Annotated in this window: 14 protein-coding genes; 2 read left to right on the top strand and 12 right to left on the bottom strand. The window is 70.2% G+C overall.

The genetic code is table 11. The features are described from left to right. Positions 1–2: 2 nt before the first annotated feature. Positions 3–380 (bottom strand): LysM peptidoglycan-binding domain-containing protein, encoded by a 378-nt coding sequence (locus DEJ17_RS08955; protein ID WP_110893147.1) that lies wholly within the window; start codon positions 378–380, stop codon positions 3–5. 236 nt (positions 381–616) lie between these two features. Here DEJ17_RS08955 and lexA point away from each other — a divergent pair, with 236 nt between their 5' ends. Then, entirely contained in the window at positions 617–1261 is a 645-nt protein-coding gene (gene lexA, locus DEJ17_RS08950) for a transcriptional repressor LexA (protein WP_027464773.1), read from the top strand. A gap of 184 nt (positions 1262–1445) precedes the next feature. On the opposite strand, the gene hflX is transcribed toward lexA, so the two are convergent. Next, entirely contained in the window at positions 1446–2987 is a 1542-nt protein-coding gene (gene hflX / locus DEJ17_RS08945; protein WP_110893145.1) for a GTPase HflX, read from the bottom strand. A 61-nt stretch (positions 2988–3048) separates the two neighbouring features. Here hflX and DEJ17_RS08940 point away from each other — a divergent pair, with 61 nt between their 5' ends. After that, a complete protein-coding gene (locus DEJ17_RS08940; protein WP_110893142.1) occupies positions 3049–3675 on the top strand; it encodes a class I SAM-dependent methyltransferase in 627 nt (208 codons plus the stop codon). 115 nt (positions 3676–3790) lie between these two features. Here the strand turns inward: DEJ17_RS08940 and dapF are convergent, their stop codons facing one another. From dapF to DEJ17_RS08890, 10 genes are all read right to left on the bottom strand, one after another. Next, positions 3791–4681: a diaminopimelate epimerase gene (gene dapF, locus DEJ17_RS08935; protein ID WP_042538440.1), complete on the bottom strand. Its 891-nt coding sequence runs from the start codon at positions 4679–4681 to the stop codon at positions 3791–3793. Continuing rightward, positions 4678–5661, bottom strand: a complete 984-nt coding sequence (gene miaA, locus DEJ17_RS08930) for a tRNA (adenosine(37)-N6)-dimethylallyltransferase MiaA (protein WP_181421115.1) — start codon at positions 5659–5661, stop codon at positions 4678–4680. The genes dapF and miaA overlap by 4 nt, the downstream gene beginning before the upstream one ends. Next, entirely contained in the window at positions 5648–7138 is a 1491-nt protein-coding gene (miaB, locus tag DEJ17_RS08925) for a tRNA (N6-isopentenyl adenosine(37)-C2)-methylthiotransferase MiaB (RefSeq protein WP_110893140.1), read from the bottom strand. Before miaB ends, miaA begins: the two co-directional genes overlap by 14 nt. A 26-nt stretch (positions 7139–7164) precedes the next feature. Beyond that, the gene (locus DEJ17_RS08920; protein ID WP_110893138.1) at positions 7165–8067 is read right to left on the bottom strand and encodes a regulatory protein RecX; all 903 of its coding nucleotides are present in this window, start codon (positions 8065–8067) and stop codon (positions 7165–7167) included. Beyond that, entirely contained in the window at positions 8064–9125 is a 1062-nt protein-coding gene (gene recA, locus DEJ17_RS08915; protein WP_027464767.1) for a recombinase RecA, read from the bottom strand. The genes DEJ17_RS08920 and recA overlap by 4 nt, the downstream gene beginning before the upstream one ends. A gap of 273 nt (positions 9126–9398) precedes the next feature. Further along, a complete protein-coding gene (locus tag DEJ17_RS08910) occupies positions 9399–9623 on the bottom strand; it encodes a DUF3046 domain-containing protein (RefSeq protein WP_110893135.1) in 225 nt (74 codons plus the stop codon). An 86-nt stretch (positions 9624–9709) separates the two neighbouring features. Beyond that, positions 9710–10018, bottom strand: a complete 309-nt coding sequence (locus DEJ17_RS08905) for a helix-turn-helix domain-containing protein (RefSeq protein WP_027464765.1) — start codon at positions 10016–10018, stop codon at positions 9710–9712. Between the two features lie 154 nt (positions 10019–10172). Beyond that, complete coding sequence (locus tag DEJ17_RS08900; RefSeq protein ID WP_110893132.1) at positions 10173–10700, bottom strand: CinA family protein; 528 nt, start codon at positions 10698–10700, stop codon at positions 10173–10175. Next, complete coding sequence (gene pgsA, locus DEJ17_RS08895) at positions 10697–11341, bottom strand: CDP-diacylglycerol--glycerol-3-phosphate 3-phosphatidyltransferase (RefSeq protein ID WP_181421114.1); 645 nt, start codon at positions 11339–11341, stop codon at positions 10697–10699. Before pgsA ends, DEJ17_RS08900 begins: the two co-directional genes overlap by 4 nt. Before the next feature lie 5 nt (positions 11342–11346). Next, positions 11347–13266, bottom strand: a 1920-nt coding sequence (locus tag DEJ17_RS08890) for a DNA translocase FtsK (protein WP_258366735.1), incomplete at its 5' end; no start/stop codon positions are given.

The raw sequence follows: 13266 nt of genomic DNA, 5'->3' as shown, positions 1-13266 counted from the left end.
GGCTACTCGCCGTCGGTGTACTTGGTGGGGATGGCGATCTCTTCGCCGGCCTGCAGCGCGGAGCCGTCGAGCGCGTTGAGGCTCACGACGTCCTGCACGAAGTCGCGCGGGTCCGAGTTCGGGGCCGTCTGCTCGGCGAGCTGCCAGAGCGTCTCGCCGGGCTGGATCGTCACGGTCTCGAACTGGGTGCGGGCGCCACCGGCGGTGGCGTCACCGGCGGAGGCCTGTCCACCGTTCAGCACGCCGAGGGCGACGACGATGAGGAGCGGGATCGCGGCGAGCGTCGTGAAGACGATGCGGCCGCGCCGCGTCAGACGCAGGCGGGTACGCACGGCGGGCGCCGCGGTGCGCTGGATGTCAGCGATGGCGATGGTGCTCATGTCGTTCTTGCCTTCCCGTTCGGTGGAACCGAAGTCGTGTACCGAACATAGTTTCGAATCAGATGACGCACAAGTCCTGGGAGGGGATTTCTGCGGGGTTTTCTTGCGACACGCTCGAACAGGTGTTTGTCCGGCCCTGGCTGGTCGGATACTGTTTCGATCGACTGGGACAAGCCTGACGGGGACCACCGACATTCCCGCCGCGGCCGGACCGGCACCGACGAAAGCGAGACGACGTGGTGGACGAACTGCGGGGCCAGAAGCCGCTGACGCCGAAGCAGCAGGCGATCTTCGACGCGATCCGTGCGTCGATCGCTTCGCGGGGGTACCCGCCGAGCATGCGCGAGATCGGCGATGCTGCCGGGCTCTCCTCGCTCTCCAGCGTCTCCCACCAGCTCGGTCAGCTCGAGCTCGGTGGGTGGATCCGTCGCGACCCGAACCGCCCGCGTGCGCTCGAGGTCCTGGTGGACGAGCCGTCCTCCGACGTCGGCGGCCCGGACATCGACGCCACCACGCTCGTGCCGCTCGTCGGTCGGATCGCCGCGGGTGTCCCGATCACCGCTGAGCAGCACGTCGACGAGATCATCCCGCTCCCCCGGCAGCTCGTCGGTACCGGCGAGCTCTTCATGCTCAAGGTCGTCGGCGAGTCGATGATCGACGCCGCGATCTGCGACGGCGACTGGGTCGTCGTGCGGTCACAGCAGACCGCTGAGAACGGTGACATCGTCGCGGCCATGCTCGATGAAGAGGCGACGGTCAAGGTCTTCCGCCAGCGCGACGGGCACACGTGGCTGCTGCCGCGCAACTCCGCCTTCGAGCCGATCCTCGGCGACGCGGCCTCGGTGCTCGGCAAGGTCGTCGCGGTCCTCCGCTCCCTCTGAACGCCGGCGCGAGACGCCGTCGTCACCGTACGACGCCCCCTGCACGACGAAACGCCGCCGGATCCGGCGGCGTTTCGTGTGTTCCGGGGCGTCTCGGTGACGCGACGGCGTCCGGCGGACCCGTGACGGGCCTCCAGACCGCGCGGCAGCGCTCGCCAGCGCCAACGCCCACCGGAGCCGGCCGTCAGACGGTCGGGACCGGCGTGACGACGTAGGGCTCGAGCTCGGCGACCTGCCGCTGGAAGACACGCACCCGCAGGCGCGTGCCGTCCTCGACGTAGTCGACGGACTCGACCGAGCCCGTGTCGTGCAGCGACGACACCAGGTCGCCGCGCTCGTACGGCACCACGATCGTCAGGTCGACGTCGGGCTCGGGCAGGCGGTCCTCGATGACACCGAGGAGCTCCGGGATGCCCTCGCCGGTGCGCGCCGACACGAACACCGCGTCCGGCACGAGTCCGATGAGCACGAGGCGCTGCGCGTCGTCGATCAGGTCGGCCTTGTTGAAGACGACGATCTCCGGGATGTCGCCCGCGCCGACGTCGCCGATGACCTCGCGCACGGTGGACAACTGCGCCCCGGGATCGGGGTGCGAGCCGTCGACCACGTGCACGATGACGTCGGCGTCGCCGACCTCTTCGAGCGTGGAGCGGAAGGCCTCGACGAGCTGGTGCGGCAGGTTCCGCACGAAGCCGACGGTGTCGGCGAACGTGTACTCGCGGCCCTTGGTGCTCTCGGTCCGGCGGACCGTGGCGTCCAGCGTCGCGAACAGCTGGTTCTGCACCAGCACGCCCGCGCTCGTCAGCCGGTTGAGCAGCGACGACTTGCCGGCGTTGGTGTAGCCGGCGATCGCGACGCTCGGCACCTCGTTGCGGTTGCGCTCGGCACGCTTGGCCTCGCGCGCAGGACGGAACCCGGCGATCTGGCGGCGGAGCTTGGCCATCCGGGTGTGGATGCGACGCCGGTCGAGTTCGATCTTGGTCTCACCGGGGCCACGCGAACCCATGCCCGCACCGCCTGAGACCTGACCACCGGCCTGCCGGGACATCGAGTCACCCCAGCCGCGCAGTCGTGGCAGCAGGTACTCGAGCTGGGCGAGTTCGACCTGCGCCTTGCCCTCGCGGCTCTTGGCGTGCTGGCTGAAGATGTCGAGGATCACGGCCGTACGGTCGATGACCTTGACCTTCACGACGTCCTCGAGCGCACGGCGCTGCGAGGGAGCGAGCTCGGTGTCCGCGATCACGGTGTCGGCGCCGGTGGCCTTCACGATCATCGCGAGCTCTTCGGCCTTGCCCTTGCCGAGGTAGGTCGAGGCGTCGGGGTGGGGCCGACGCTGCAGGAGCCCGTCGAGCACGACCGCGCCGGCCGTCTCGGCCAGGGCCGACAGCTCGCGCAGGGAGTTCTCGGCGTCCTGCGCGTCGCCCTGTGGGTACACGCCGATGAGGACGACCTGCTCGAGCCGCAGTTGGCGGTACTCGACCTCGGTGACGTCCTCGAGTTCGGTGGAGAGGCCGGCGACACGGCGCAGCGCCGCTCGGTCCTCACGGTCGTACTGGTCGCCGTCGCCGGTCCAGCTGCGGTCGTCGACCGACTGCGTCTGGATGGCCTGGGCGGGTGCGAAGATGGACGATGCTGCGCGGTGGTCTGCGTTGCGCAACACCCTCTCGACGACACCGTCTGCGCTGTCGTCGTTGGTCTGGTGGTTCTGCTGATGGGTATCCGTCATCCTGTGCACAGGCTACCTCTGGAGGCCCTCCGACACACTCGGTTGCCGATACGGTTCATCCATGGCGAACGACCACTACTTCTCGGCCACTCCGTCGTCGGAGGTCCGCCAGCGCGAGGTGCACGTCACGCTCGCCGGTCAGCCCCTCACCCTGTCGACTGCGGCGGGGGTCTTCAGCCCCGACGGCGTCGACCGCGGCACGAAGGTCCTGCTCGGTTCGGTGCCGACACCCGCTGCGGACGGAGCGCTGCTCGACATCGGCTGCGGCTGGGGCCCGATCGCGATCACGATGGCACTGCAGTCCCCGGACGCCCAGGTGTGGGGCGTCGACGTCAACGAACGGGTGCTCGGACTCGCGCGCGCCAACGCCGAGACCGCCGGAGCGTCGAACGTCACGGTCGCGCTGCCCGACGACGTTCCGACCGACCTGCGCTTCCGCACGATCTGGTCGAACCCGCCGATCCGTGTCGGCAAGGACGAGCTGCACCAGATCCTGCTGACGTGGCTGCCCCGGCTCGAAGTCGGCGGCGACGCCTGGCTCGTCGTGTCGAAGGACCTCGGGGGCGACTCGTTGCAGAAGTGGCTCGTCGGGGCGCTCGGCGAGGGGTTCGCGGTCACCCGGGAATCGACGGCGAAGGGCTTCCGCGTCCTCCGGGTGCACCGCAGCGCGGAGGCACGCACTTCGTGAGCAGGAATGGTCGGGTCACCGCAGCGCACCCGACCATCCCTGCTCACGTAGCGGCACGAGGCGAGCGCCCGGCCCGCGCGAACGGGGCGCGAGCGGGGCGCCCGCGCCACCCGCGTCAGACCGTCAGGTCGCCCGAGAACACCAGCTCGGCGGGACCGGACAGTGACACGTGCTCGCCGTCCTCGGTCGCCGTCATCCGGACCGTCAGCAGACCGCCCGGCACCCGCACCCGCCAGGTGTCCGGCGCACCCGCACCGACCCAGTAACGGGTGGCGAGGGCCGCTGCGACCGCCCCGGTGCCGCACGACAGCGTCTCGCCGCTCCCCCGCTCGTGCACCCGCATCGTGATCTCGCCGACGCCGTCCTTGATGAGCGGGTCGCCGGGCAGCACGAACTCGACGTTCGCACCGTGCTCCGGCGCCGGTTCGAGCACCGGCAGGAAGGTCAGGTCGAGATCGGCCAGTTCGTCCTCGGTCTCGACGGCGACGACCACGTGCGGGTTGCCCACGTCGATGCCGATGCCCGGTCGCGCCCCGTCGAGGTTCTTCGCCCGCACGAGCACGTCGTCGGACCCACCGCCCTCGATGCCCAGGCCCCATCGGCCGAGGTCGGCGGCGAACCCGTTCGTCGTGCGCTGGATGTCGACCAGCCCCTTGCGGCTGCCGACGGTCAGCGTCTCGCCGGGCGCGAGCTCGACGAGGCCGGACTCGGTCAGGTACCGGGCGAAGACGCGGATGCCGTTGCCACACATCTCCGCGACCGTGCCGTCGGCGTTGTGGTAGTCCATGAACCACGTCGCCTCGGGCTCGACGGCGACGAGCGCGCGCCCCTCGGGGATGGCCTCGGACCGCACCGCGCGGATCACGCCGTCGCCGCCCACGCCGAAGCGTCGGTCCGCGATGGCGCGGATCCGCTCGGGGGTCAGGTCGACGGTGGCGTCGGGGTCGGCGAACAGGACGAAGTCGTTGCCGGTCCCCTGGCCCTTGGTGAAGTGCAGCTCGGTCACGGCACGATCCTACGGGCCAGTTCCGACAGGTCGCTGCGGTCCGCCCCCGTGACGTCGAGCGTCTCGGCGTCGGCGTACCGCCGGAACCACGACACCTGGCGCCGGGCGTACTTCCGGGTCGCGACGCCGGTCGCCTCGACCGCCTGCTCGCGGGTCGACGTGCCGGCGAGCACCTCGAGCGCCTGCGAGTACCCGATCGCCCCACGCGCGGTCCTGCCCTGCTCCAGCCCCTGCTCGCGGAGCGCCGCGACCTCGTCGACGAGTCCGGCGTCGAACATCCGCGCCGCGCGCTCGTGCAGCGCCGACACGAGCTGCTCGCGGTCACGTCGCAGGTGCAGGATGCGAGACGGTCGCCAGGCGCGTGGCGCGGCCGGGAGGCTCGGGGTCACGACCTCGGATCGGCTCGCGATCTCGAGTGCACGGATCAACCGCCGTGGGTTGCGTGCGTCGATCGTCGCGGCGGCCGCCGGGTCGAGGGCGCGGAGCCGTTCGAGCAGGATGCCCGGGCCGAGTTCCTCGTGCTCGCGCTCGAGCTGCGCGCGGAGCTCGGGGTCGGTGCCCGGGAACGCCAGATCGAACAGCACCGCGGAGACGTAGAGGCCGCTCCCGCCGACCAGGACGGCCACGCCACCGTCGGCCTGGATCCGGTCGACGTCGGCGCGGGCTGCGACCTGGTAGGCGGCGACGCTCGCCTCGTCGGTGACGTCGAGCACGTCGAGCTGGTGGTGCGGGATGCCGTGCCGTTCGGCCGGCGGGAGCTTCGCGGTACCGATGTCCATGCCCCGGTACAGCTGCATGGCGTCCGCGTTGACGATCTCCGCATGACGGCCAGCGGCACGCAGCCGCGCCGCGATGGCGATGCCGAGGTCGGACTTGCCGGTCCCGGTCGCCCCGACGACCGCGATCAGGTCGGCAGCCGTGCCGGACGCGAGCGTCGGTTCGCTCGACGCTCCGCCAGCGGCGGGCTCAGCGCCCGACACGGAGCGTGGGCAGCCCGAGCGGAACCGGACGTGGGCCGTCGGCCGCGGCCGGGGTGGGCACGCCACAGCTCTCGGCCTGCGCGCGGTCCCAGGCGTCACCGGCCCGGGTCCGCCGGATGCGCAGCGGAGCGTCGTCGTCGGCGAGCAGGAAGTGCGGTGCGGCGCGGGTGATGTCGACGGTGACGATGTCGCCGGGGCGCGGGACCTCGGACCCGGCGGGCACGGTGAAGTGCACGAGCCGGGAGTCCTCCGCGCGACCGGAGAGCCGGCGGGTGGCGTCGTCCTTCCGGCCTTCACTGGAGGCGACGAGCACCTCGACGCTCCGGCCGACCTGCAGCGCGTTCTCTTCCGCGGTGATGCGTTCCTGCAGTGCGACGAGTCGCTCGTAGCGCTCCTGCACGATGTGCTTCGGCAGCTGGTCGTCCATCGTCGCTGCCGGGGTGCCCGGACGGATCGAGTACTGGAACGTGAACGCCGAGGCGAACCGTGCCTGCTCGACGACGCGCAGGGTGTCCGCGAAGTCGGCCTCGGTCTCGCCGGGGAAGCCGACGATGATGTCGGTGGAGATCGCGGCGTGCGGGATCTTCGCGCGGACGCGGTCGAGGATGCCGAGGAACCGCTCGCTGCGGTAGCTCCGTCGCATGGCCTTCAGGATCCGGTCGGAGCCCGACTGCAACGGCATGTGCAGCTGGGGCATGACGTTCGGCGTCTCGGCCATGGCGTCGATGACGTCGTCGGTGAAGGCTGCCGGGTGGGGGCTCGTGAACCGGACGCGCTCGAGACCCTCGATGGCGCCGGTGGCCCGCAGCAGCTTGCCGAACGCCTGCCGGTCGCCGAACTCGACCCCGTAGGAGTTCACGTTCTGCCCGAGCAGCGTGACCTCGATCGCGCCGTCGTCGACGAGTGCCTGGATCTCGGCCAGGACGTCACCGGGGCGTCGGTCCTTCTCCTTGCCGCGGAGTGAGGGGACGATGCAGAACGTGCAGGTGTTGTTGCAGCCGACCGAGATCGAGACCCACCCGCTGTGCGTCGAGTCGCGCTTGGTGGGCAGCGTCGACGGGAAGACGTCGAGCGCCTCGAGGATCTCGATCTGCGCCTCGTCGTTGTGCCGCGCGCGCTCCAGCAGGGTCGGGAGCGAGCCCATGTTGTGCGTTCCGAACACCACGTCGACCCACGGCGCCTTCTCGAGGATGACGTTCTTGTCCTTCTGCGCCAGGCATCCGCCGACGGCGATCTGCATGCCGGGGTGCTCGCGCTTGATGCCTGCGAGCTGCCCGAGGTTGCCGTACAACCGGTTGTCCGCGTTCTCGCGCACCGCACAGGTGTTGATGACCACGACGTCGGCTTGCGCACCGTCCGCCGCGGTGTAGCCCGCCGCTTGCAGCGACCCGCTCAACCGCTCGGAGTCGTGCACGTTCATCTGGCACCCGTAGGTGCGGACTTCGTAGGTGCGGGGGCGCGCTGCGACGGTGGCCATGGTCGTTCCAGTGTAGGTCGGAGCGACTACTCGAACCGTACGGTTCCGCGGCCGGGTTGCGGCCGTTTCCCACCGCCGTCGAGTGCCCGCGCCACAGCGATCCGGACGACGCCGGAGCTGTAACCCTTGCGCATCAGGAAGCCGGACAGCCGGCGTTCCGCGGTGGCCCGGTCGAGCCCGCGCATCTGCGGTGCCCGCTTGTCGGCGAGTTCGTGCGCACGGAGGAACTCGTCGTCCTCGTCGTCGGCGGCCTCGTCGAGTGCGGTGTCGATCGCCACCTGGTCGATCCCCCGGCGACGGAGCTCGGTCACGACGCCCTGTCGACCGAGGCCCTTGCGGGCGTGCAGCCGATCCACCAGGTCGGTGGCGAGGGCGACGTCGTCGAGGAGCCCGACACGGGTCAACCGTTCGATCTCGTGCTCGACAACGTCGGGGTCGAGGTCCTGCTGCAGCAGCAGGGTCCGCATCTCGGACTCGCTCACGCCCTTGCGGCCGAGCGCGCGCAGGCTGATCCGTTCGGCGTCCGCCCGCTGTTCGTCGAGCGGACGCGGTGCGTCGGCCGGGTCGATCTCCTCGCCGCCGGCGATGGAGAACACCGACGCGGTGGTGGCGTCAGCGGTCTCGGAGTCGTAGCCGTCCTGCTCGGCCCGGCTCGAGCGCCCGCTGCCGTCACCGATGACGGGCGACACCCATGCTGCCGGCCCCCGGGTACCGTGCAAGGGCACCGGCGAATCGGCGTCGAACTCGTCCGCCCGGCCTTCGTCCGACTCGGGCAGCGCCCAGCCGTCGACGTCTCGCGGTTCGTCCGGTGACACCGGAGGCTCGGGGATCGCGGGCGTCACCGGCGTGACAGGAGCGCGACGACGCGACCTCGCACCGAACAGGTCGGTGACCGGTGCGAGGCCGTCGTCGTCGTGGTCGGTGCTCACGCGCCCTTGCGCTCCGCGAGCTTCGGCGCGATCGACTCGACCGGGGCATCTTCGGCCTTGGCACCACCGACCCCGAGCTTGGCGAGGATCTTGCCTTCGATGTCGGCAGCGATCTCGGGGTTCTGGATCAGGAAGGAACGCGAGTTCTCCTTGCCCTGGCCGAGCTGGTCGCCGTCGTAGGTGTACCAGGCACCCGACTTCTTGACGATGCCGTGGTCGACACCGAAGTCGAGCAGCGAGCCTTCGCGGGAGATGCCGACGCCGTACAGGATGTCGAACTCGGCCTGCTTGAAGGGCGGCGCCATCTTGTTCTTGACGACCTTGACGCGCGTGCGGTTGCCCACCGCGTCGGTGCCGCTCTTGAGCGTCTCGATGCGACGGATGTCGAGCCGGACGGACGCGTAGAACTTCAGCGCCTTACCGCCCGAGGTGGTCTCCGGCGAACCGAAGAACACACCGATCTTCTCGCGCAGCTGGTTGATGAAGATCATCGTGGTCTGCGTCTGGTTCAGGCCACCGGCGAGCTTCCGCAGGGCCTGGGACATGAGGCGGGCCTGCAGACCGACGTGCGAGTCGCCCATCTCGCCCTCGATCTCGGCGCGGGGCACGAGGGCCGCCACGGAGTCGATGACGATGAGGTCGATGGAGCCCGAACGGACCAGCATGTCCGCGATCTCGAGCGCCTGCTCGGCGGTGTCGGGCTGCGACACGAGCAGGGCGTCGATGTCGACACCGAGCTTCTTGGCGTACTCGGGGTCGAGCGCGTGCTCGGCGTCGATGAAGGCCGCGATGCCGCCGGCGCGCTGGGCGTTGGCGATGGCGTGGATGGTGAGCGTCGTCTTGCCCGACGACTCCGGGCCGTAGATCTCGACGATGCGGCCACGGGGCAGGCCACCGATGCCGAGCGCGACGTCCAGCGCCACCGACCCGGTCTGGATGACGTTGACGGGGGCGCGTTCGTCCGAACCGAGGCGCATGATCGCACCCTTGCCGAACTGCCTGTCGATCTGTGCGAGTGCGGTCTCGAGGGCCTTCTCGCGGTCTGCCGGTGATGGCATGGGGTGCTCCTTCGTGCTCGTGTTCGGCCGCCTGTAGGCTGTCGCGTCCACGCCGGCCGATGGTGCAAGGCCGATGGTTCTGCGACAAGGCTTCGGGCTGTTCCCGATGTCCATCAACCTATGGCGAGCCACCGACATCCCTGCCGACGGTCACGCGATCTGTGGATGGAACACCCGGGCGACGCCGTTGTGGAGGAAGCTACCACCGATCGAACACGCGTTCGAGCAACACGCCGAACACAGTTTCGGGTGCCGGGCTCCGCGGAGACTCGCTCAGTCGTGGGGTTCGGCCAGGCCCTTGCCGTGCCGACGGTCCAACGGGACGTCCTGCGAGTCGCACAGCGCGTCCCACACCCGGCGGGCGTCGACACCGGCGGCGAGGGCGTCCACGGCGGAGCGCCCGCCGAGCCCCTCGAGCACGACGTCACGGGTGACCACGGAACCGTAGGCCTCACCGAACACCTGGTCGACGGCTCGCCAGAACTCACTCACGCGCATCCGACCAGCCTAGGCGCGCGGTCGTGGACCGGAACGCAGAACGCCCCCGCCGGGAAGGACCGGCGAGGGCGTTCGGTGCGGCGGGCTCAGCGCACCGCGAGGTCGTTGTCGAACTCGGCGACGAGGTCGTCCGGGAGCGTGTCGGGGACGGGGGTCAGCCCCTCGACGATCGCGAGGCGGTCGCCCACTTCGCGCATGATGGTCGAGATGGGCGTGTCCAGAGCATCCGCGACGGACGCGAGGATCTCCGAGCTGGCTTCCTTCTGCCCGCGCTCGACCTCACTGAGGTACCCGAGCGCGACACTGGCCTTGGACGCGACCTGACGGAGGGTCCGGCCCTTCTGCAAGCGGAAGTCCCGGAGCACATCGCCGATTTCCTGACGAACGAGAACCATGAGAACTCCTCCTCTCTGTCGTCTCCGCGCCCGCTCGGTCCGGTGGATCGAGTTCGGGTTCAGCAACAATAGCGTTGCCGGTTGCAGCATGTTAGCCAGGCTGGCTGCCGTACTGCTGGAGATTTCGTGAGATGTAACCCAGTGGAAACGGGACCTATTCCCGGCCCCGGACCTCGGACGACATCCGTGCAAGGAGTTCGGAGACGGTGGCGTGCCGGATTGCCTCGCGGTCGCCGTCGAGGCGGAGTTCCCAGGCCTCAGCCCCCGCGGCGGACGCGATCCCGACGTAGACCGTGCCGACGGGCTTGCCGTCCTGTGGGTCCGGGCCGGCGACGCCCGTCGTGCTGATCCCCCACGTCGCAGGTTCCCCGTCGACGGACAGCGTGATCCGGACACCGGCGGCCATCTGCCGGGCGACCTCCGGGTGCACGGCGCCCTCGGCCTCGAGGAGCTCCGCCGAGACCCCGAGCACGGAGTGCTTCACGGGCGTCGCGTACGCCACGACCCCGCCGCGGACGACGGCGCTCGCCCCCGGCACATCGACGAGGGTCGCGACGACGAGTCCGCCGGTGAGGGACTCCGCCACGGCGAGGGTCTCGCCCCGCGCCGTCAGTTCGGCGATGAGTCCCGGTGCGACCGGGACGGGAGGCGCGGCCTGCGTCGAGCGCTCGGGTCCGGTCATGCGGTGGTGCGGTTGTGCTTCCATGCCTGCCAGAGGTAGTCGATCCCGCTCAGGATCGTTGCCAGGAACGCGGCCGTCATCAGGATGCCGTTGACCCAGTGCGCCCAGTCGCCGACCAGGTTCCACCACGGGAACAGCGCGGCCGTCAGGGCGACCGCCTGCAGCACGGTCTTGATCTTGCCGCCGCGGCTGGCCGGGATCACCCGGTCGGAGAGCACCGCGAACCGGAAGACGGTGATGCCGATCTCGCGCACCATGATCAGCACGGTCACGTACCAGGGCAGTTCCTGCAGGATCGACAGCGCGACGAGGGCACCACCGATGAGCACCTTGTCGGCGATCGGGTCGACGAGCTTGCCGAAGTCCGTGACCAGGTTCTGGCGACGGGCGATGATGCCGTCGGCGCTGTCCGTGACGATCGCCACGACGAAGACGACCGCGGCCCAGATCCGCAGGGGCCCGTCGTTGCCGGCGTCGGCGAGCAGCAGGACGAAGAACAGCGGCGCCATCAGGATGCGGATGACCGTGATGATGTTCGCGACGTTCGCGGTCGACGCCGGGCCGGGGCCCTTGCGCAGCAGCCGCCCGCGCCACGGGAACCGTGCGCCGTGCGTGGTGTTCGTGCTGTCCGAGGCGGTCATCGCCGTCACTCCCTGCCCGTCAGTCCCCACGCGTCCTCATCGGGCTCGTCGTGGACTTCATCGTACCCGCGGGTCATGTCCCCGACGGGGTCGGCGCCGTAGCGGTCACCGTCGCCGGACGGCGTCGGCGCCGGCGCTGCGGGAGCGGCCGCGGCGGGCGGCTCCTCGCCGCGGAGCTTCGCGAGCACCGCGGGCAGCTGGTCGGCGGTCACCAGGACGTCGCGAGCCTTCGAGCCCTCGGACGGCCCGACGATGTCGCGGGACTCCATCAGGTCCATCAGGCGACCGGCCTTGGCGAAGCCGACGCGGAGCTTGCGCTGCAGCATCGACGTCGAACCGAACTGGGTCGACACGACCTGCTCGACGGCCGCGAGCAGCAGCTCGAGGTCGTCGCCGATGTCGGCGTCGATCTCCTTGCGCTCGACGACGGCCTGGACGTCCTGTCGGTACTCGGGCTGCGCCTGTCGCGTGACGTGCTGGACGACCTCGGCGACCTCGCCCTCCTGCACCCAGGCACCCTGCACGCGGAGCGACTTGGACGAGCCCATCGGCAGGAAGAGCGCGTCGCCCTGACCGATGAGCTTGTCGGCGCCCGGCTGGTCGAGGATGACGCGGGAGTCCGTGACGCTCGTCACCGCGAAGGCGATGCGCGACGGCACGTTCGCCTTGATCAGGCCGGTGATGACGTCGACCGAGGGGCGCTGCGTCGCGAGCACCAGGTGGATGCCGGCGGCGCGGGCGAGCTGGGTGATGCGGACGATCGACTCCTCGACGTCGCGCGGCGCCACGAGCATGAGGTCGGCGAGCTCGTCGACGACGACGAGCAGGTACGGGTACGGCTTGAGCTTCCGCCCACTGCCCGCCGGCAGGACGATCTCGTTGTTCTCGATCGCCTTGTTGAAGTCGTCGACGTGGCGGAACCCGAACGACGCCAGGTCGTCGTACCGCATGTCCATCTCCTTCACGACCCACTGCAGCGCTTCGGCCGCCTTCTTCGGGTTCGTGATGATGGGCGTGATGAGGTGCGGGACACCGGCGTAGATCGAGAGCTCGACGCGCTTCGGGTCGACCAGGACCATGCGGACCTCGGACGGCTTCGCGCGCATCAGCAGCGACGTGATCATCGAGTTGATGAACACCGACTTGCCGGAACCGGTGGAGCCGGCGACGAGCAGGTGCGGCATCTTCGCCAGGTTCGCGACGACGAAGCCGCCCTCGACGTCCTTGCCGACGCCGATCGTCATCGGGTGCTTCGACTTCCGGGCCGCGTTCGAGCGCAGCACGTCGCCGAGCGAGACGATCTCACGATCGGTGTTCGGGATCTCGACGCCGATGGCGCTCTTGCCCGGGATCGGCGACAGGATGCGGACCTCGTTCGAGGCGACCGCGTACGACAGGTTCTTCGACAGGGCCGTGACGCGCTCGACCTTGACGCCGGGGCCGAGCTCGATCTCGTACCGGGTCACCGTCGGACCACGGGAGAACCCGGTGACCTTGGCGTCGACCTTGAACTCGGTGAGCACCCCGGTGATGGCGGCGACGATGTCGTCGTTCGCCTGGCTGCGCGCGACCGACGGCGTGCCGGAGCTCAACGTGGTGGCGGCGGGCAACCGGTAGGGCTTCGAGGGGTCCTCGTCGGAACCGGAGGCGGCCGCGCTGAGCTCGGCGGCGGCGTCGACCTCGTCCGGCTCGTCGTCGACCACCTCGGGCTCGGACAGCACCTCGGGAACAGCCGGACGGATGTCGGCGGTCGGTTCCGGTCGCGCGGGGACGTCGGTGCCGAACGCGCGGAGGGCCTGCTCGGCGTCCTGCAGGTCCTGCTCGACGGAGTCGTTGAGGTTGACCGACGCGGGCTCGGCCGGCGTGAGGTCGACGAGTCCGGCGGCGGCACCGGCGTTCGGGCTGGCGGCGGGGACGACGGGGGC

This window comes from Curtobacterium sp. MCSS17_011 (assembly GCF_003224275.1).
Lineage (GTDB): Bacteria > Actinomycetota > Actinomycetes > Actinomycetales > Microbacteriaceae > Curtobacterium.
The sequence above is the reverse complement of the archived record's forward strand: the minus strand, read 5'-3'. Positions and strand labels throughout refer to the sequence as shown.

What these genes read in the sequence shown, in the direction of transcription:
- DEJ17_RS08955 (WP_110893147.1), bottom strand. Translation starts at nt 380, where the DNA reads ATGAGCACCATCGCCATCGCTGACATCCAGCGCACCGCGGCGCCCGCC.
- hflX (WP_110893145.1), bottom strand. Translation starts at nt 2,987, where the DNA reads ATGACGGATACCCATCAGCAGAACCACCAGACCAACGACGACAGCGCA.
- DEJ17_RS08940 (WP_110893142.1), top strand. Translation starts at nt 3,049, where the DNA reads ATGGCGAACGACCACTACTTCTCGGCCACTCCGTCGTCGGAGGTCCGC.
- miaB (WP_110893140.1), bottom strand. Translation starts at nt 7,138, where the DNA reads ATGGCCACCGTCGCAGCGCGCCCCCGCACCTACGAAGTCCGCACCTAC.
- recA (WP_027464767.1), bottom strand. Translation starts at nt 9,125, where the DNA reads ATGCCATCACCGGCAGACCGCGAGAAGGCCCTCGAGACCGCACTCGCA.
- DEJ17_RS08910 (WP_110893135.1), bottom strand. Translation starts at nt 9,623, where the DNA reads ATGCGCGTGAGTGAGTTCTGGCGAGCCGTCGACCAGGTGTTCGGTGAG.
- DEJ17_RS08905 (WP_027464765.1), bottom strand. Translation starts at nt 10,018, where the DNA reads ATGGTTCTCGTTCGTCAGGAAATCGGCGATGTGCTCCGGGACTTCCGC.
- DEJ17_RS08900 (WP_110893132.1), bottom strand. Translation starts at nt 10,700, where the DNA reads ATGACCGGACCCGAGCGCTCGACGCAGGCCGCGCCTCCCGTCCCGGTC.
- pgsA (WP_181421114.1), bottom strand. Translation starts at nt 11,341, where the DNA reads ATGACCGCCTCGGACAGCACGAACACCACGCACGGCGCACGGTTCCCG.